The 17,614-nt window shown below is 63.8% G+C and carries 17 protein-coding genes, 1 pseudogene and 1 riboswitch; of the genes and pseudogenes, 9 read left to right on the forward strand and 9 right to left on the reverse strand.

The window, feature by feature from the left end; translation table 11 throughout:
• Positions 1–13 precede the first annotated feature (13 nt).
• Together A6B35_RS00625 and A6B35_RS00630 are read left to right on the forward strand one after the other, a co-directional pair.
• Positions 14–919 carry a LysR family transcriptional regulator gene (locus A6B35_RS00625; protein WP_006200219.1) on the forward strand — a complete coding sequence of 302 codons (906 nt, stop codon included), beginning with the start codon at positions 14–16 and terminating at the stop codon, positions 917–919.
• 95 nt (positions 920–1,014) lie between these two features.
• Positions 1,015–1,815, forward strand: a complete 801-nt coding sequence (locus A6B35_RS00630; RefSeq protein ID WP_006200220.1) for a lysophospholipid acyltransferase family protein — start codon at positions 1,015–1,017, stop codon at positions 1,813–1,815.
• A 25-nt stretch (positions 1,816–1,840) separates the two neighbouring features.
• Here A6B35_RS00630 and A6B35_RS00635 read toward each other — a convergent pair.
• The 3 genes and pseudogenes from A6B35_RS00635 to A6B35_RS00645 form a co-directional block, all read right to left on the reverse strand.
• Positions 1,841–2,460, reverse strand: a pseudogene (locus A6B35_RS00635) (LysE family translocator).
• A gap of 95 nt (positions 2,461–2,555) precedes the next feature.
• A complete protein-coding gene (locus A6B35_RS00640) occupies positions 2,556–3,503 on the reverse strand; it encodes an aldo/keto reductase (protein WP_006200222.1) in 948 nt (315 codons plus the stop codon).
• 119 nt (positions 3,504–3,622) lie between these two features.
• A complete protein-coding gene (locus tag A6B35_RS00645) occupies positions 3,623–4,159 on the reverse strand; it encodes a gamma-glutamylcyclotransferase (RefSeq protein WP_006200223.1) in 537 nt (178 codons plus the stop codon).
• Positions 4,160–4,282: 123 nt separating this feature from the next.
• On the opposite strand from A6B35_RS00645, the gene A6B35_RS00650 reads away from it, so the two are divergent.
• Together A6B35_RS00650 and A6B35_RS00655 are read left to right on the forward strand one after the other, a co-directional pair.
• Complete coding sequence (locus A6B35_RS00650; protein ID WP_006200224.1) at positions 4,283–5,281, forward strand: DUF2125 domain-containing protein; 999 nt, start codon at positions 4,283–4,285, stop codon at positions 5,279–5,281.
• 9 nt (positions 5,282–5,290) lie between these two features.
• Positions 5,291–6,223, forward strand: coding sequence for a sugar kinase (locus tag A6B35_RS00655; protein WP_006200225.1), 933 nt, complete (start codon positions 5,291–5,293; stop codon positions 6,221–6,223).
• Positions 6,224–6,230: 7 nt separating this feature from the next.
• Here the strand turns inward: A6B35_RS00655 and A6B35_RS00660 are convergent, their stop codons facing one another.
• Positions 6,231–7,166: a prephenate/arogenate dehydrogenase family protein gene (locus A6B35_RS00660; protein ID WP_006200226.1), complete on the reverse strand. Its 936-nt coding sequence runs from the start codon at positions 7,164–7,166 to the stop codon at positions 6,231–6,233.
• Between the two features lie 6 nt (positions 7,167–7,172).
• Positions 7,173–8,282 (reverse strand): histidinol-phosphate transaminase, encoded by a 1,110-nt coding sequence (gene hisC / locus A6B35_RS00665; RefSeq protein WP_006200227.1) that lies wholly within the window; start codon positions 8,280–8,282, stop codon positions 7,173–7,175.
• Positions 8,283–8,417: 135 nt separating this feature from the next.
• A riboswitch (SAM riboswitch) is annotated at positions 8,418–8,495 on the forward strand.
• Between the two features lie 76 nt (positions 8,496–8,571).
• Here hisC and metX point away from each other — a divergent pair.
• The 4 genes from metX (at position 8,572) to A6B35_RS00685 (ending at position 12,299) form a co-directional block, all read left to right on the forward strand.
• Positions 8,572–9,741 carry a homoserine O-acetyltransferase MetX gene (metX, locus tag A6B35_RS00670; protein WP_040582067.1) on the forward strand — a complete coding sequence of 390 codons (1,170 nt, stop codon included), beginning with the start codon at positions 8,572–8,574 and terminating at the stop codon, positions 9,739–9,741.
• 58 nt (positions 9,742–9,799) lie between these two features.
• Positions 9,800–10,414 (forward strand): methionine biosynthesis protein MetW, encoded by a 615-nt coding sequence (gene metW / locus A6B35_RS00675; protein WP_006200229.1) that lies wholly within the window; start codon positions 9,800–9,802, stop codon positions 10,412–10,414.
• Positions 10,363–11,184 carry a Stf0 family sulfotransferase gene (locus A6B35_RS00680; protein WP_139032175.1) on the forward strand — a complete coding sequence of 274 codons (822 nt, stop codon included), beginning with the start codon at positions 10,363–10,365 and terminating at the stop codon, positions 11,182–11,184. The genes metW and A6B35_RS00680 overlap by 52 nt, the downstream gene beginning before the upstream one ends.
• A 122-nt stretch (positions 11,185–11,306) precedes the next feature.
• On the forward strand, positions 11,307–12,299 hold the full coding sequence (locus tag A6B35_RS00685; RefSeq protein WP_006200231.1) for a glycosyltransferase family 2 protein: 993 nt from the start codon (positions 11,307–11,309) through the stop codon (positions 12,297–12,299).
• A gap of 34 nt (positions 12,300–12,333) precedes the next feature.
• Here the strand turns inward: A6B35_RS00685 and A6B35_RS00690 are convergent, their stop codons facing one another.
• Complete coding sequence (locus A6B35_RS00690; protein ID WP_006200232.1) at positions 12,334–12,654, reverse strand: DUF1330 domain-containing protein; 321 nt, start codon at positions 12,652–12,654, stop codon at positions 12,334–12,336.
• Positions 12,655–12,981: 327 nt separating this feature from the next.
• On the opposite strand from A6B35_RS00690, the gene A6B35_RS00695 reads away from it, so the two are divergent.
• Complete coding sequence (locus A6B35_RS00695; protein ID WP_006200233.1) at positions 12,982–13,917, forward strand: glycosyltransferase family 2 protein; 936 nt, start codon at positions 12,982–12,984, stop codon at positions 13,915–13,917.
• 22 nt (positions 13,918–13,939) lie between these two features.
• Here A6B35_RS00695 and A6B35_RS00700 read toward each other — a convergent pair whose 3' ends face one another.
• From A6B35_RS00700 to A6B35_RS00710, 3 genes are all read right to left on the reverse strand, one after another.
• A complete protein-coding gene (locus tag A6B35_RS00700) occupies positions 13,940–14,740 on the reverse strand; it encodes a DUF1194 domain-containing protein (RefSeq protein WP_006200234.1) in 801 nt (266 codons plus the stop codon).
• 83 nt (positions 14,741–14,823) lie between these two features.
• A complete protein-coding gene (locus tag A6B35_RS00705; RefSeq protein WP_040582069.1) occupies positions 14,824–16,650 on the reverse strand; it encodes an ABC transporter ATP-binding protein/permease in 1,827 nt (608 codons plus the stop codon).
• Positions 16,651–16,774: 124 nt separating this feature from the next.
• A complete protein-coding gene (locus A6B35_RS00710) occupies positions 16,775–17,545 on the reverse strand; it encodes a class I SAM-dependent methyltransferase (protein WP_006200236.1) in 771 nt (256 codons plus the stop codon).
• Positions 17,546–17,614: the final 69 nt, after the last annotated feature.

Here is a 17,614-nt window from a genome sequence, read left to right on the forward strand (position 1 = left end):
TTTCGGGAGAATTATGGATCGTCTCGAGGCCATGTCGCTGTTCGTCGCCGCGGCGGAGACCGGCAGCCTTTCCGCGGCGGGGCGCCGTTTCGGCATTCCGCTGGCGACGGTCAGCCGCAAGGTCTCCGACCTGGAAAGACATCTGAAGACGCGTCTTTTGAACCGGTCGACGCGACGGCTGACGCTGACCGATGCCGGGCAGGCCTATCTGGCCGCCTGCCGGCGCATCCTGGACGAGGTCGGCGAGGCCGAACGCAGCGCCGCCGGCGAATACAGTGTGCCCACCGGCGAACTGATCATCACCGCGCCGATCGTCTTTGGCCGCTTGCATGTGCTGCCGATCGTCACCGCCTTCCTAGCGGCCTACCCCGAAGTGGCGGTCCGGCTGACGCTCGCCGACCGGATCACCCAGTTGGTCGAGGAACATATCGACCTTGCCGTGCGCATCGGCGATCTGCCCGTCTCGAGCCTGGTCGCCATCCGCGTCGGCTCGATCCGCCGCGTCGTCTGCGCGAGCCCCGCCTATCTTGCCGCCCACGGCACACCGCGAACTCCCGGTGATCTGGCTGGACACAGGTGTATCACTTTCGAGAACCTCTCCGCCCCCGCCGCCTGGACCTTCGTCGCCGGCAAAAGCGAACTTGCCATTCCGGTCCGCTCCCGGCTTCGGGTCAACACGGCGGAAGCCGCGATCGATGCCGCTATCGCCGGCGTCGGGGTGACGAAGGTGCTGTCCTACCAGATCGCCGCCGAGGTCCGCTCCGGCACGCTGTGCCCCATCCTGCGGGAGTTCGAGTTGCAGCCATGGCCGGTGAGCCTCGTCCATGCCGGCCAGGGCCTGCTGCCGGTAAAACTGCGCGCCTTCCTCGACTTCGCCGCGCCGCGTCTGAAGGAGCGCCTGACGCAGGCAGTGTGGTAGATTGCGCGTAAGCCCGGGATCATTCCCGGCATCGCGTTTCCTTTTTGCCCGCGCTTGGTGTAACCAACGCACACCTCCTCACGGGCCCTTCCCGCATGCTCTACATCCGCTCGCTGGCGTTCAACCTCGTCTTCTACGTCAACCTGATCGTCCAGATGATCCTTTGGACCCCGTATTACTTCCTCTCGCCGCGCCACCGTGCCTGGTTCGTGCCGAAATTCTGGTCAGGCACCTGCATGTGGCTCTACGACAAGATCGCCGGCACCAAGAGCGAGATCACCGGCCTGGAAAACCTGCCCGAGGGCTCGTTCATCCTGGCGCCGAAGCACCAGTCGTTCTGGGACGCGATCGCCTTCTTCCCATTCCTGCAGGACCCGCTCTACATCCTGAAGCGGGAACTGACCTGGATCCCCTTCTTCGGCTGGTACATCATGAAGATGCGCATGATCCCGGTCGATCGCGGCAGCCGCTCAAAGGCGCTGAAGGCGGTGGTCTCCGCGACCAGGGAAGAGATGGCGCGCAATCCGCGCCAACTGATCATTTATCCCGAAGGCACGCGCCGCGCGCCGGGCGACGAGCCGGCTTACAAATACGGCATCGTCGAGCTCTACACCCAGCTTGGCGTCCCCGTGGTGCCCGTGGCGCATGTTGCTGGCCTCTACTGGCCACGCCGCAAGTTCCTGCGCTACCCCGGCACCATCAAGGCTCGCTTCCTGCCCCCGATCCCCGCGGGGCTCGACAGGGAAGAGTTCATGGAGCGGCTGATCGGCGAGACGGAAGCCGCCTGCGACCAAATGCTTGTCGAGGCCGTGCGCGCGCCGAACCCGCCGCCGATGCCGCCGACGGCGGTGAAGCGACTGGCGGAACTCGGCGCGGCGAGCAAGGCGAAGGCCTGATCCCCCGACAGTCCCGCCGGTCGGCTCAGGGCCACGTCGCCAGTGCCGTGGTCAGCACCAGCGTTGCCGCGAACACCAGATTGATGATCCGCGAAGCCAGCGGCTGGCGCAGGAAGCGGGCGAATGCCGCCCGGCGAGAAGCCACAGCGCATGGATGGCGACGATCATCGAGGCCAGGACTGCCAGCCTGGCCGGGATGCCGAGATCACCGGCTCCCGATGAGGCGCCGGCGAGCACGGCGGCAATCGCCACATAGGCTTTCGGGTTGGCGACGGCGAGCAGGAACCCGCCGAGGAAAGTCGGACGGTCAGCGCCACTTTCACGCGCGGCCAGCGGCGGCGCGGTCCCTATTTTGTAGGCAAGGTAGAGGATGTAGGCCGCCGAGGCGATCGCCAGCAGAGGCGCCAGTCTCGGCATCGAGGCAAGCACCGCCATGATGCCGGTGGCGACAACCAGCAGCACCGCGATGGTTCCGACGATGACGCCCGACGCGTAGCGGAGCGAATCGCGCAGGCCGAAGGCGGCGCCGACGGCGGTGACGCTGATCGTCGCCGGGCCCGGACTGCCCATGACGACGGTTGCCGCCAGCACCAATGCGAGCAATTGCTGCCACTGCTGCGTATGCGAAAGAACCTCTCCGGCCATCTCGGCTTCCCGCATCTTGCCACGATGCGAAAAGGCTATGACAGGCGGCACGGTGCGTCTTGAACGATCGTGCGTCGGCGAAAGGCCGCCGGCGGCTATGCGCTCGCCTCGTCCAGCGCGGCCATATCGTCCAAGCCGAGCTTCAGCGAAGCGGCGCGCACCAGGCTGTCCAGCTGGGCGAGCGTCGTGGCGCTGGCGATCGGTGCGGTGATGCCTGGCCGCGTCATCACCCAGGCCAACGCCACCTCCGCTTGCGTAGCCGAATGACGCTCGGCCACTGCATCGAGTGCGCTCAGGATGCGCATGCCGCGTGGATTGAGATAGTCCTTGACGCCTCCGCCGCGCTGGCTTTTGCCGAGGTCGGCCTCGCTGCGGTATTTGCCGCTCAGAAACCCCTTGGCGAGACCGTAATAGCTGATGACGCCAATGTCCTCCGTGAGACAGAGATCGCGCAGCGGACCGTCGAAGGATGAGCGGTCGTAGAGATTGTAGGCTGGCTGCAGCACTTCGTAGCGCGGCAGGCTGCGCAGGCTTGCAACATCCAGCGCCGCGCGCAACTGGCCGGCATCGAGGTTGGAGCAGCCTGCATGGCGGATCTTGCCCTTGGCGAGCAGGCTCTGGTAGGCGCCGAGCGTTTCCTCATAGGGCGTCGCCGGATCCGGCCAGTGCGACAGATAGAGGTCGATCACATCGGTTTGCAGCCGCTTCAGCGATTGATCGACCGCCTTTTCGATATAGGCAGCAGAGAGATCCCGCCTGCCCTGGCCCATGTCCGAGCCGACTTTGGTGATGACGATGACCTTGTCGCGGTTGGCGCGGCTTTTCATCCATTTGCCAATGATGGTCTCGGATTCGCCGCCCTTATTGCCGGCGACCCAGCGCGAATAGGCGTCCGCCGTATCGATGGCGTTGAGGCCGGCGCCGGCAAAGCGGTCGAGCAGGTCGAAGGAGGTCTTTTCGTCGGCGGTCCAGCCAAAGACATTGCCGCCCAGAACCAGCGGTGCGATGGAAAGGTCGGTACGACCGAGACGGCATTTCTGCAAGATCTGGCTCCGTGATGCGGGGGGACGGGCGAAAACCCGAAGGTTCGGGGCTGGAGCTAAGCTAGGTCTCGTCTTGCCAAGGTCAAAGGCCTGGCTGTTCTTTCCTGCGGGCCAGCGCTTCACAAAGGCGCGAGGCGCCGGGCAACCTCTTCCAGCCAATGGTCGCTTATGCCCAGTGCCTCCAGATGTTCCAGCGTGCTGAGCAGATAATCCTCGTTCCTGCCAGACTGGCCGACGGCGCCGCGGACGATTTCAGCCGCATGCGCTGCATCGAGCCCGCCGGCATACTGCTCATGCACGCGGTCGACGATATAGGCGACCGCGCTCACCGTCTCGCCTCCGCTCGTGCCATTCTTGTCGAGGCGGATATCGAGCGAGCGTTCGAGGTAGACGCTCGTCACCAGTTCGCGTTCGCGCAAATAGGTGAGCACCTCGTCACGCAACTCGCCGGGCACGCGAAACGCCAGCCCGACACAGGAGCCGCCACGGTCGAGGCCGAGCACAAGGCCCGGCCGCTCACGCGTGCCGCGATGCACGAAGGAATAGACGCAGAGCGACCGGCGGTAGCCGTAGAGACGGGCACGCCGCGTCTCGACATGCGCGAATCCCGGTCTCCAGATCAGCGACCCGTAGCCAAAAACCCAAAAATCGCCCATATCGCCAAGCCTGATTGCACGAGAGTGACGACACCGCATCGGAATCGGTGCTTTTTCCGTCTATCTGCTTGTTGCGTAAACGACAGCCCACCCGCAACAGGCGGCGTTAATGAAAGCTGCAGCATGACGTCAAGTGACGAGCGCCCGCCGAAGTTTCGCCGCCGGCTGTTCTGGCTTGTCGCTTTCATCGCCGTGCTGTTCGCCATCTACAGTGGCGGCTGGTTCTATCTGGCCGACCGCGTCCGGAGCGAAGCCGACAAGGCGGTGGCCGCGCTCAACGGCAACGGCATCGAGGCCGGCTGCTCCAACCTGACCGTCAGCGGCTATCCGTTCAGCTTCGCCGTCTCCTGCGATACGCTCGCCTATGAGGACGACACCAGGAATGTCGCCGCCTCGACCGGCAGCTTCAATGCCGTCGCGCAGATCACCCGGCCTCTGTCGCCGGTCGCCGACCTGCGCGGACCGCTCAGGACCTCCATACCGGGCATGACGCCGCTCTGGATCGACTGGGACAGACTGCGGGCAGACGTGAAGCTCTCCTGGCCGCTGCCGCGGCGCATTGCGCTGAAGGCCGAGGGCCTGTCCGGCCAGACCGACCCAGCCGACGACACGGATCCCGTCTCGCTGTTCAGCGCCGGAACGGCGGCGGGGCAATTGCAGCCCGATGGCCAGGACATCGTCTACACTGGAAGCTTCGGCGATCTCGAGATCGACGCCAACGCCATCGGCGGCCACGTGCTGCCGGCGCTCGACGGCAGCGGCGAGGCGACGCTGAAGAACGGCGTCGCGCTGATCGGAAAGCAGGTAAAGAGCCTGCGCGGCCAGGCCGTCGACATCACCAGCCTGGACCTCTCGTCAGGCACGGCGCGCGTTACCGTCTCCGGGCCCCTGTCGGTCGATGCCGAGGGCCTGATCGATGCCGATCTGACGATCAAGCTGAAAGATCCCAAGGCGGTGGCGGCAATCCTCGGCGCCGCTATCCCCGAGCGTAAGAGCGAGATCGAGCAAGGTTTTGCCGGCCTGGCGATGCTCGGCAACGAACCGTCGCTGCCGCTCAGGATCGTCAAGGGCAAGGCATCGCTCGGCTTCATTCCGCTGGGCAAGGTCAAGCCGGTCGATTAGGAACAACGAATGAGCAGACCGGTAAGGCTCCTGAGCGTTGGCGCGCTGACGCTGGACACCATCCTTCGTCTCGACACGCTGCCCATGCATCAGGGCAAGTTTGTCGCCTCCGATGCTGCCCAGATGGCCTCGGGCATGGCGACAAGTGCTGCTTGCGCCGCGCGACGTCTCGGCGCCGAGGTCTCGCTCTGGGCAAGTGCGGGTGACGATGCCGTCGCCGACCAACTCATTGCCGACATCGAGGCCGAAGGTGTCGACTGCGGCTTTGTCCGGCGCGTCAAGGGCGCCCGTTCGGCACTGGCCGCGGTCCTGGTCGACGCCCATGGCGAACGCATCATCGTGCCCTTTTACGACCCGAAGGCGCAGGCCGATCCCGAGAAATTACCTGCCGATCTTTCCGGCTTCGACGCCGTGCTGGTCGACGTGCGCTGGCCGGGCGCCGCCGCACTGGCCCTGACCGCGGCGCGGGCGATGGGCCGTCCGGCGATCCTCGACGCCGACACCGCGCCGTTGGAGGTGCTGGAACAGCTGTTGCCTCTAGCCACGCACATCGTCGCCTCGGAGCCGGCGGCACGCATCGTCTGCGGCCAGGCGCTGGATCCGGAGACCGCCTGCGCCGATCTCGCCAGCCGCACCGATGCCTTTGTCGCGGTGACCGGCGGAGCACAGGGAAGCTGGTGGCATGACCATTCAGCCGGCTGCGTGCGCCATGTCGCGGCGCCGCGGATCAAGGCGGTGGATACGCTTGCCGCCGGCGACGTGTTTCACGGCGCCTTTGCCGTCGGCCTTGCGGAAGCCATGCCTCCCGAGCAGGCCTTGCGCTTTGCCAGTGCTGCCGCCGCGCTCAAATGCCGACGCTTCGGCGGCCGGCTGGGCGCCCCGGACCGGGCCGAGACGCTTGCGATGATGGCGGCCCACTGGCCGGCCGATCCAGCAAGCTGAGGCCAGCCTATCCTTTGGCCGGGTGCTCGACCGCTTGCCGGCCGAAATCCGGCACGTCGATGTCCTGGCCGGCCTCGATGATCGAGCGGCGCACGGCGCGGGTGCGGGTGAACAGATCGAACAGCTTTTCGCCGTCGCCCCAACGGATCGCCCGCTGCAGCGAGGCGAGATCCTCCGAGAACCGCGCCAGCATTTCGAGGATGGCGTCCTTGTTGTGCAGGCAGACATCGCGCCACATGGTCGGATCGGAGGCAGCAAGACGGGTGAAATCGCGAAAGCCCGAGGCCGAATATTTGATGACTTCCGATTTGGTCACCGACTGCAAATCGTCGGCGGTGCCGACGATGTTGTAGGCGATGATATGCGGCAGATGCGAGACGATGGCCAAAGTCATGTCGTGATGCTGTGGGTCCATCGTGTCGATGTTGGAGCCGCAGCGGCGCCAGAACTCCGAAAGCTTTTCCAACGCCGCCGGATCAGTACCGGGAACCGGCGTGAAGATGCACCAGCGATTGTCGAAGAGGTCGGCGAAGCCGGCGTCCGGTCCGGATTTTTCCGTACCGGCCAGCGGATGGCCGGGAATGAAATGCACCCTCTCCGGCACGTGCGGCTGCATCTGCGCGATGACGGAGGCCTTGGTCGAGCCGACATCGGTGAGGATGGCGCCCTTCTTCAGCGCCGGCGCGATTTCTTCGGCGATCGCGCCGGAGGAGCCGACCGGCACCGAGACGATGACCAGATCGGCATCGCGCACCGCCTCTTTCGCATCTGTGGTGTAAGAATCGCCGAGGCCGAGTTCCTGCGCCCGCGCCAGTGTAGTCGGGCTGCGCGTCGCGATGGAGACGTGGCCGGCCAGCCCCTCGCGGCGGATGACGCGGGCCAGCGACGAGCCGATCAGGCCGATGCCGACCAGCGCGATTTTTTCGAACAGCGGTGATGTCATGGTGTTCTAGCTTTTCAGGAATGTCGCGAGGGCGGCAATGACGCCACGATTGGCTTCTTCGGTGCCGATGCTCATGCGCAGTGCATTGGGAAAGCCGTAGCCGGAAACGCGCCGCAAAATGAAGCCGCGCGCCGCAAGGTAGTCGTCCGCGGCGGCCGCCGAATGCTTCTTGTCGTCGGGAAAGTGGATCAGCAGGAAATTGCCGACGCTCGGCGTCACCCTGAGCCCGAGCTTTGTCAGTTCCTCACTCAACCATGTCAGCCATTTCTCGTTGTGCATCACGCTGCGCTCGACATGGGCGCGGTCACGGATGGCGGCGATGCCGGCCTCGATCGCCGTGGCATTGACGTTGAAGGGGCCGCGAATGCGGTTGATCGCATCGACAATGTGCATCGGACCATACATCCAGCCGATCCGCGCTCCGCCAAGGCCGAGCTTGGAGAAGGTACGGGTCATGACCACGTTCTCGGCGCTGCCCGCCAACTCGATACCGGCTTCATAGTCGTTGCGGCGCACATATTCGGCGTAAGCCGCGTCGAGCACCAGAAGCACGTTTTTCGGCAGGCTGGCATGCAGGCGCCGCACTTCCTGGAACGGCACATAGGTGCCGGTCGGGTTGTTGGGATTGGCGAGGAACACGATCTTTGTGCGCGGCGTCACCGCCGCCAATATCGCATCGATGTCGGCGCGCTCGTCGGTTTCCTTGACCGCGACCGGTGTTGCACCGGCCGACTGGATGTAGATCTTGTAGACCATGAAGGCGTGTTCGGTGAAAATCGCTTCATCGCCCGGCGCCAGATAGGTCTGCGCCAGCAGGCCCAGTATCTCGTCGGAGCCGTTGGAACATATGATGTTCGCAGCATTCAGCCCATGCACCTCGGCGATCGCCTCGCGCAGCCGCCTGGCGGTGCCGTCGGGATAGACGTCAAGCTTTGCCGCGACTTCGCGCGCCGCCTCGATCGCCTTCGGCGATGGGCCGAGCGGGTTCTCGTTCGACGACAGTTTGTAGACCTTTGCGACACCGGCCGGCGCCGTGCTCTTGCCTGGCACGTAGGCGTCGATGTCCATGATGCCTGCGCGGGGCGTTGGCCGTGCCTGATCCGGTCTCTTGTTCATGTCTAACAAATCCATCGAGATTTCTTCCGCCGGAAGCCGCAGCGGAGATACTAGCCGTGGCCCGGAATGTCGAGAGCCGGCAGAGGTGCGAACGGCCGGCCGTTGACGGCAAGGCGCGCGAGTTCTAGAAGAATGTGACAGTTCCGTGGTGATTTGGCCGGTCGGCTTGCAGCCACGTTAAACAACTCGCTAAAGGGCCGTTTGCATCCTGTAACCGGCTTTGCGAAGGCACTGCCGGTTTTTTATTGTCCGCCGCCGGCCGGACGATGCGTAATGCAAGAGAGATATGATGGCCGTTCCGCGCCCTGGAAGAACCAACAGCGAGATCGACGCACCGTCGAGCCCGGTGTTGCGTTTTGGCGCCGACAAGCCGCTGAAGCTAGACGCCGGCACGCTTTTGTCGCCGTTCCAGATCGCCTACCAGACCTACGGCACGCTGAACGACGCGCGCTCCAACGCCATCCTCGTCTGCCATGCGCTGACCGGCGACCAGCATGTCGCCAGCACCAATCCGGTGACCGGCAAGCCGGGCTGGTGGGAGGCGCTGATCGGCCCCGGCAGGATCATCGACACCAACCGTTTCTTCGTCATCTGCTCCAACGTCCTCGGCGGCTGCCTGGGTTCCACCGGCCCAGCCTCGACCAATCCGGCCACCGGCAAGCCCTACGGGCTCGACCTGCCGATCATCACCATCCGCGACATGGTGCGGGCACAGCTTATGCTGGTCGACCATTTCGGCATCGAAAAACTGTTTTGCGTGCTCGGCGGCTCGATGGGCGGCATGCAGGTGCTGGAATGGGCCTCGACCTATACCGAGCGCGTCTTCTCGGCGCTGCCGATCGCCACCGGCGCCCGCCATTCCTCGCAGAACATCGCCTTCCACGAGGTCGGCCGGCAAGCCGTGATGGCCGACCCGGACTGGCATGGCGGCAAATATTTCGAGCATGGCAAGCGCCCGGAAAAGGGGCTCGCGGTGGCGCGCATGGCCGCACACATCACCTATCTGTCGGAAGCAGCACTTCACCGCAAGTTCGGCCGCAATCTGCAGGATCGCGAGGCGCTGACCTTCGGCTTCGACGCCGACTTCCAGATCGAGAGCTACCTGCGCCATCAGGGCATGACCTTCGTCGACCGCTTCGACGCCAACTCCTACCTCTACATGACCCGTTCCATGGATTACTTCGACCTCGCCGCCGACCATGGCGGACGGCTGGCCGATGCTTTTGCCGGAACGAAGACCCGCTTCTGCCTGGTGTCCTTCACGAGCGATTGGCTGTTCCCGACCGAGGAGAGCCGCTCGATCGTGCATGCGCTGAACGCCGCCGGCGCCTCCGTCTCCTTCGTCGAGATCGACACCGACCGCGGCCACGACGCCTTCCTGCTCGAGGAACCGGAATTGTTCGCCGCCATCAACGGCTTCATCGGCTCGGCCGCGCGGGCGCGAGGGCTCAGCGCATGACCCCGAAAAGTTGCAGACTTTTCGGACCGGGATCATGCGCCAGGCAGGAGGCGAGGCCATGAGCGTAAATCGCGCCCAGCGCGTCGACCTCGAAGTCGTCGCCGGTCTCATCCCGGCGCGGTCCCGGGTGCTGGACGTCGGCTCCGGCGACGGCCTGCTGCTCGAATTGCTGCAGGCGACCAAGCAGATCGACGGTCGCGGCCTGGAGCTGTCGCAGCGCGGCGTCAACGAATGCGTGGCGCGCGGCCTCAGCGTCATCCAGGGCGACGCCGACACGGACCTCGAATTCTATCCCGACAAGGGTTTTGATTTCGTCGTCCTGTCGCAGACCCTGCAGGCCACCCGCAACCCGAAGCTGGTGCTCGACGAGTTGCTGCGGATTGGCAACCGCGCCATCGTCTCCTTCCCCAATTTCGGCCACTGGCGGGTACGGCTGTCGCTGTTCGTCAAGGGGCGGATGCCGGTGACCAAGGACCTGCCCTATTCCTGGTACGACACGCCAAACATCCATTTCTGCACCATCCGCGACTTCGTCAATCTGTGCGAGGAACTCGGCGCCACGGTGGAAAGGGCGACCGCTCTCGACGCCAACGGCCAGAAGATCGGCCTGTCGATGCCGTGGTGGTTCTGGAATTTCTTCGGCCAGCAGGCGGTGTTCCTGCTGAAGCGATGATTGCGATGCACCTTTTTCGCCGGCGCGCGACAACGGTTGAAATCCCGCCGGACATCTTGTCGGGGATAAGGGTCGGAATTCTTGTCTGCACCTCACCGCGCAGCGGCAGCAATCATCTCGCGGGATTGATGGCTTCCGCCGGACTGGGCTACCCCCTGGAGTGGTTTGGTGGCCGCCGTTTGCTGGAACGGCCGGACTATCCTCGCGACCCCCGCGCGCAGCTTCTGCGTGCGTTGACGGAAGGGCGATCTTCCTCCGGAGTCTACGCTGTCAAACTTTTCGCGAGCCAATACGCTCGAGTAGCCAAGACATTGAACCTGCCCGCCAGCCTTCCAAATCCACGGTATGTGCGCCTGACGCGCACTGATCTGCTTGGCCAAGCGATCTCATGGACACGCGCCCGTCAAACTCGCAGATTCCGCTCCATCGAAGTCAGTCACACGCCGCCGCGCTACGACGGTGGCGCGATTGCCCAATCGCTGGAAAGAATTTTGATGGAAAATCTCGCTTGGGATGGCTGGTTCGCAAAAAATGGACTGCCTTGCCTTTCGCTGACCTACGAGCAAATTCAGCAAGACCCTCGAGCAAGCCTCGAACAAATTGCCCGCCTGGCGGATGTCGAGCCCGTCTGGGAAGCGGACCTCAAGTCAGGCCTCGAGATCCAGCGCGACACAATCAATGACGAATGGAGGAAACGCTTTCTGTCAGAGTACGCCGATGCTCCGAGCTTCCGACACCACAGGTACCGTATTCGTGGTTTCCTGAGGTAGTAGAATTCGAGAAATTCCCTCGATCGATGCACTGAACGCTCAACTACAGGTAGCATCTCGATCGTTTGACAGGAGGCCACCGGGGTTATAGCGACATACACTCTGGTAAAACTGGTGCTGCCATGGCCGATGACCGCCCCACATATTCAATCATCGTCGAAATGGAGAACGCCAAGTCAATTGACTGGGACGAGATCGGCGTCGGGTTGATGGCTTTGGCGCGCGAAATCGCCGCGGTTTCTTCGACCGGTTTTGCAAGGCCGAAAGTTGTTGTCTCACACGGCGGGCAAGACGCGGACGCCCAATCGCTGCGAAGCCACTTCAAGGCTGAAGCGCCTGAACTGGGACAGGTGGCCGACGTCAGCTTCGCAGCATGCCCTGATGGCCGATATTACGATCTCAAGAACAATGGCATCCCCGCCAGCAACGGAAATGTCGTGGTCTTCTTGGACTCTGATACGGTCCCGGAACCCGGTTGGCTCCCGACTCTCCTGGAACCATTTCAAGATCCTGAAACCGTTTGTGTGAATGGGCATACCTATCTTTCACACGATGATTTCTTCTCGAGAACTTTTGCTTTGATCTGGTTCTTCCCAATGGCTCAGGGAGACAAGCGATTCGCGTCCAAACGGGCGATCAACGCCAACAACATAGCCTTTCGACGCGACTGGATCTCCAGCCATCCCTTCCCGCCGCACAATGGCTTCAAGGTTTCCTGCACGCTGCTGATGCATCAGCTTTGGTGCGAAGGCCATAAAATCATCAATGTCGATGCTCGCGTCTATCACTACTCTCCGCGTGGTTGGCGATTTTTCTACTGGCGAGCCTTGGTGACCGGCAGGGATGCGGACAGAAAGTTTGTCGAGCTTCATTCGCCCACTCGCGCCCAGCGAATTGTGAAGTCGTTCAGCCGATGGGCAACCATGTCGTGGCGCACGATAAGACGTGTTGTTCGTAACGCGCCGCAGACAGGCATGCCGCTTTGGCAAATCCCGTTTTCGCTGACGGTCGGCCTGGCATTTTACACATTGGCATTCTTTGGCCACTTCAGCCTGGCGACAGGCCTCGTTCGCGATGAGATCGAGGTCGTGCCCGATTATGTCGGACATAGCTAAGCTTCCAGGGCAACGACGTCCTGCTCCTGCTTGGCTACTCCAGTACATCCGTTGCCTTGTGCGGATGCTCGACGCCGTCGACGAAGATGACGTCGGCCTGCGAGTTTTCGGTGCGCAACGCCAGGATCGCCTGATAGGCGGGCGAGTTATACCACCCGCGTACATGGTCACGGTCGGGGAATTCGATGACGATCAGATGTCCCGGCCAGCTATTCTCGACGACCTCTACCGCACCACCATGCACCAGGAAGCGGCCGCCGAAGGGTTCCAGCGTGGCGTCGATCTTGTGCAGATATTCGACAATCTCAGGTCCCAATGTGGCCTGGCGCATATGGGCAACGGCGTAAGCGGTCATAGCTGAACTCCTGTTTTGCAACCGGGGGCAGTCTTGCCGACATGCGCTAGGCAGGTCGATTACGTGACAGGTAATAGCGGCTGCTACTTCCCCAGGTGGCAGTTGGATCGGCCCCGACAGTCCTTCCGGATGGGCTTGCCGGCCGAGAGACGGTGTTGCAGTTCAGGCGCGGCTTGTGAAATTCGAGGGGCGCACGGCTTGCCTGCCGACAGTCGAGATGACACAGGCTTTTCTTTTTTGTACGGTCGAATCGAACGCATCCTGGGGTGGGTATGGAAGGCGGCCATCAAATCTATCCGCACATCGCAGAACCCGGGGCATAGTCGCATGGGCAAAACCATCGACCCGGCTCCCCTTATCACGGTGATCACACCGACCCACAATCGTCGCGACCAGGTGGTGCGCGCGGTGGAAAGCGTGCTGGCGCAGAGCCTTACCCAGTTCGAGCACATCGTTGTCGATGACGGTTCGACTGACGCCACGGCCGCGGCCCTTGCCGCCATCCGCGATCCCCGGCTGGTCTATGTCGGCGCGAAATGGCGCGGCGCCAATGCCGCCCGCAACGCTGGCATCGAACGCGCGCGGGCGCCGATCGTGGCTTTCCTCGATTCGGACGATGTCTACCTGCCGGACCGGCTGGAGCGGACGCTGGCACGCTTCGACGAGAACCCATCGCTGGAAATCCTCATCAGCTCGTTCGTCTCGGTGAAAGGCGGCCGCAGCACCAAATGCGTCAATCGCGAAGCTTTCCTGACCCGCAGTTCGCTGGAGAAGGCGCTGGTCGGGCAGGCGATCTTCATCGCCGGCTCCGCCATTACCGCCCGCCGCGAATCCCTGCTGGCGATCGGCGGTTACGACAGCGACATCGCGCGCATGCAGGATCGCGAATTGCTGCTGCGTTTTGCCCGGCGCAGCGGCGCGCTGCTGTCCGAGGACATCGACTGGAAGAAGTACAATTCGGAGAATTCGATCTCCGGCCGCCGCGACGGCTATGTCGAAGCCTACGCAAATCTGATCGACAAGCACCCTTACATCGCCGATCGCTATCCCGACGTCCCGCCCTACATGATCGCGCGCCAGATCATCGCCGATGCGATGAAGGGCAGGGTTTCCCAGGCATTCGCCGGTTACCTCGCCAACCGGTCGTCGAAAGCACTCGGCTACTCGCTGCCGCAGCTGTTGCGGGGCTATGTTGGAGGCCGGCGCTGGCGCCGCGATCTCTACGATGAGTTCCGCGAGAAATACGGCACGCGGCCGGTCTGAATCATCCCTGAGACCTCACAGCTTATCGATCGAGTTCCGGAAAATACGGGTCTGAAAAGAACCGCCGGTCGCGCTCACCCTGCAGGCAGTCGATGGGAGGCGCCGCGTCGATCCGGGCTGTCATCGCGTTGCCGATGCCGCTCACTTCGAGGATGAGCTTGCGGCGAATGGCGGTCGAGAATTCGGAAGCTGCGTAGATCGGCAGCACGAAGGACCCAGGGCCGCCGGTGACGCATTGCTCATAATAGCTGTCGAGATGGCTGAAGGTCGGCGAAGGGCTGATCAGGATCGGCAGGCCGTTGATGACGATGCCCTTTGCCAGCGCCGCATCGCGCGTCCCGGTGACCGGCGGGCCGATATTGTTGGGGCCGTCGCCTGAAATGTCGATAACGCGCCGCACGCCAGCGAAGGCGGTCTTTTCGAAAAGATCGGCGCCGAAGGCAAGTGCGCCGGAAATCGAGGTGCCGCGAAAGCTGCGGAACGGGCGGGCCGCGATCCTGTCGGCGAAGGCGTTGGCACTGTCACTGCCGTCGATGATCTGCCAGGCGAGGATGGCGTCGTCGCGGACGGTGCCCGCCCACTCGAAATAGGCCAGCGCAATGCGCCCGTTCGTGCCCGAACGCACCGCCTTGATGAAATCCGGATGCCTGAGTGCCTCGACATAGCCGGCGCGCTGCAGGGCAAACTCCTTCTCGTTCATCGACAGCGAGATGTCGACGGCCAGCACCAGTTCGACGTCCACGGCAAGCGTGTCGGCCGGCGCAGGCATGGGTGCTGCCTGGGCACAGGCGAAACAGGCAAGCAGGCTGAGCATGTCGAGCATGGCTGCGTGCGTCCGAGTGATGCGGACAATTTTCACTGCGATCGCGGCAAAATAAAGCTTACCGGGTTGCGTCTTCGGCGAGCCTACTTCTTCCGCCTTGCGGCGGGCGGCGGCGGCTCGATGGCGCCGGCCCTGACGCGGGCCGGCTTGAGCGCCGATCCGCCGGTATCCTTCACGATCGTCAGCGAGCGCGGGAAGAACTGGTTGTTGTGCTGGCCGCGGCCGATATTGAGGATGGCGGCGTCGGGCAGGCGCCGCGCCAGCATCGACAGCACCTGCCTCAGCGTCGCGCCGTCGAACGTATCCAGCGCCTCGTCGATGATCACCCATTTCGGCCGCCTGAGCGCAAGCCTGGCAAAGGCCAGCAGGCGCTGCTCGTCATCGGCCAGCTCGTGCTCCCAGCGCGCCGAGCGGTCGAGCGAGGATGCAAGCCGCTCGAGACCGACCTCGGCCAGCACCGCCGCGATCTCGGCATCCTCGACCGGTGGCGTGCCATTGGTATGGTTGAGCACCTCGCGCAGCGTGCCGAGCGGGAAATAAGGGGTTCGCGGAACGAAGATCGGCGCCTCGCCGGCCGGCATGCCGATCCGCCCGCTGCCCCATGGCCAGAGGCCGGCAATGGCGCGAAAGAACAGCGTCTTGCCGGCGCGCGGGTCGCCGGTGATCATGACGCGCTCGCCGGGGTGGATCTCGACATGCGGCTCGGCAAGCTTTGTGCACCCATCCGGCGAGGCGACCTCGAGCCGCTCGAAGCTCAGCTTGCCATCCGGGTTTTCGCCGAAGACGATGCGCTTTTCCTTGTCGTGGAGGATATCGGTTTCGCCAAGTGCGATGCGGAAATCGGCGACGCGCATCAGCGTCGCCCGCCAGTCGGCGATGCCGCCGATATTGTTGATGAACCAGCGCAGCGAGGAATGCACCTGGTTGAAGGCGCCGACCGCCATCATCAGCCCGCCGAAGCTGATATCGCCGGCGAAATAGACCGGCGACGCGACCAGGATCGGCGCCACCACGGTGATCCAGCCATAGGTGTCGGTGACCCAGGACAGGTTGATCTGCGCGCTGTAGATGCGCTTCATGGCGCCGAGCACCGTGCCAAGATCGAGCTCGAGTTGCCGCCTGGCGTCAGCCTCGCCATGCGCCAGCGCGATGGCGTCGACATTTTCGTTGACGCGAACCATCGAGAACCTGAGTTCCGCCTCGCGCGTGTAGCGATCGCTGTTGAAGCGGATCAGCGGCCGTCCGACCAGCCAGCTCAGCCACGAGGCGATGCCGGCATAGAGGATCGCCGCCCACACCATGTAACCCGGTATCGCCAGCGAACGGCCGCCTATGTGGAAGACGAAGCCCGAGGACAGCGTCCACAAGACACCGATGAAGGACACAAGCAGGATGAAGGACTGCAGCAGGCCGACACCGAGATCGGTCGACAGATCCGACAAATGCGCGGCATCCTGCTGCATGCGCTGGTCGGGATTGACGCCGATGGCACCTGCGTGCGCCAGCCGGAAGGCGCGCGCCGGCCGCATCCATTCATCGATCAGGTCAAGTGTCAGCGCCTGTCGCAGCTTCAGCCGGATCGTCTGGTTGAGCCAGGTCTGGCCGACGTTGAGCACCAGCAGCCCGCCGGCAATTTCGGCAAAGACGAGAAGCTGGTGCAGGAAGCTCTGCATGTCGCGCCGCGCCAGCGCATCGTAGAAGGGCTGGTTCCAGCGGTTGAGCAGAACCTGCCCGATCGCGGTCGCGACAATGACGGCCACAATGCCGATCGAGGCCCAGGCGAGTGGCTTGCGTACCGGCGATGTCTTCAGCGCCTGCCGGATCGTCTTCAACTGGTCGCCGAGGCTGCTGGCTTCGACCGACACGGCGGCCTGTTCCGCACCGGCTATGACATCCGCTTGATCCGCCATGCGCGATATCCCTGCATTCGCAAGAGTGGTGGAGCCGATCAGAACCATGACCGGCCATGTTCAGGCGGCGGCACCGCACTCGACAGATAGGGAGTGACAAAGCCCGGGTCCGATCACGAACGCGTCACCCGCCCGGGGAAGCCGCCTCACCGCTGCGCGACCGGCCGAGCCTGGTCGCGCCTTGCGGCGAGAGCACCGGCACGAAGACGCGGCGCGATGCACGCTGGGCGACCGGTACGCCCTGATAAAGCCGCTTCTGCGCCTCGACCACGATGACTCCGGAAAAGATCGGCCAGAACCGCCGGCCGGCGCGCTCCAGCACATTGTGGAACCGCATCATGAAGCGCCGGGGCGACGGCGGGAAGAACAGCGCGTCGGACCATGCCGCCGGGGTGAAATGCGCCTCGCGCAGCAATTCGGTGAGCTGGCCGCGCGAGAACGGCCGGCCATTGCCGAACGGCGTATGCTCGAAACGCGCCCAGACGCCGCGGCGGTTGGGCACGACGATGACGACGCGGCCGGCTGGCGACAGCACCCGCCAGATCTCGTTCAGCGTCTCGCGCGGGTTCTCGACATGCTCGAGCGAATGGACGAGCAGCATGCGGTCGATGCAGGAATCGACCAGCGGCAATTCCTCGTCGAAGACCAGCGCCGTCGCCGTCGGACCCGTCGCCGGCCAGACCACCGCGCCCTGCGTTGCCGGCATGAAGGCAAAGACGCGCTCGGCATCGGCGCCGAACCGCTCCAGCCACGGCAAGGTGTAGCCGAGGCCGACCAGCCGCTCATTCGGCACCGCGGCCCATATCGAGGACAGCGCCATGGTGATCGAGTGTTCGGCAAGCCGGCCGAGCGTGGTCGAATAGAAGGAGCGGAGATCGACGATATCGGAATGCATGGCCGGGACGGTAGCCGCGATATCCGCCGAGTTCAACAAAGCTCAATTCCAGATGACATCGGCAGGCAA

This window comes from Mesorhizobium amorphae CCNWGS0123 (genome assembly GCF_001686985.1).
GTDB classification, from domain to species: Bacteria; Pseudomonadota; Alphaproteobacteria; order Rhizobiales; family Rhizobiaceae; genus Mesorhizobium; species Mesorhizobium amorphae.

Excerpts from the sequence above, each read along its gene's own strand:
- A6B35_RS00625 (WP_006200219.1), top strand. The coding sequence starts at position 14 with ATGGATCGTCTCGAGGCCATGTCGCTGTTCGTCGCCGCGGCGGAGACC.
- A6B35_RS00630 (WP_006200220.1), top strand. The coding sequence starts at position 1,015 with ATGCTCTACATCCGCTCGCTGGCGTTCAACCTCGTCTTCTACGTCAAC.
- A6B35_RS00645 (WP_006200223.1), bottom strand. The coding sequence starts at position 4,159 with ATGGGCGATTTTTGGGTTTTTGGCTACGGGTCGCTGATCTGGAGACCG.
- A6B35_RS00650 (WP_006200224.1), top strand. The coding sequence starts at position 4,283 with ATGACGTCAAGTGACGAGCGCCCGCCGAAGTTTCGCCGCCGGCTGTTC.
- A6B35_RS00655 (WP_006200225.1), top strand. The coding sequence starts at position 5,291 with ATGAGCAGACCGGTAAGGCTCCTGAGCGTTGGCGCGCTGACGCTGGAC.
- A6B35_RS00660 (WP_006200226.1), bottom strand. The coding sequence starts at position 7,166 with ATGACATCACCGCTGTTCGAAAAAATCGCGCTGGTCGGCATCGGCCTG.
- hisC (WP_006200227.1), bottom strand. The coding sequence starts at position 8,282 with ATGAACAAGAGACCGGATCAGGCACGGCCAACGCCCCGCGCAGGCATC.
- metX (WP_040582067.1), top strand. The coding sequence starts at position 8,572 with ATGGCCGTTCCGCGCCCTGGAAGAACCAACAGCGAGATCGACGCACCG.
- metW (WP_006200229.1), top strand. The coding sequence starts at position 9,800 with ATGAGCGTAAATCGCGCCCAGCGCGTCGACCTCGAAGTCGTCGCCGGT.
- A6B35_RS00685 (WP_006200231.1), top strand. The coding sequence starts at position 11,307 with ATGGCCGATGACCGCCCCACATATTCAATCATCGTCGAAATGGAGAAC.
- A6B35_RS00690 (WP_006200232.1), bottom strand. The coding sequence starts at position 12,654 with ATGACCGCTTACGCCGTTGCCCATATGCGCCAGGCCACATTGGGACCT.
- A6B35_RS00695 (WP_006200233.1), top strand. The coding sequence starts at position 12,982 with ATGGGCAAAACCATCGACCCGGCTCCCCTTATCACGGTGATCACACCG.
- A6B35_RS00700 (WP_006200234.1), bottom strand. The coding sequence starts at position 14,740 with ATGCTCGACATGCTCAGCCTGCTTGCCTGTTTCGCCTGTGCCCAGGCA.
- A6B35_RS00705 (WP_040582069.1), bottom strand. The coding sequence starts at position 16,650 with ATGGCGGATCAAGCGGATGTCATAGCCGGTGCGGAACAGGCCGCCGTG.
- A6B35_RS00710 (WP_006200236.1), bottom strand. The coding sequence starts at position 17,545 with ATGCATTCCGATATCGTCGATCTCCGCTCCTTCTATTCGACCACGCTC.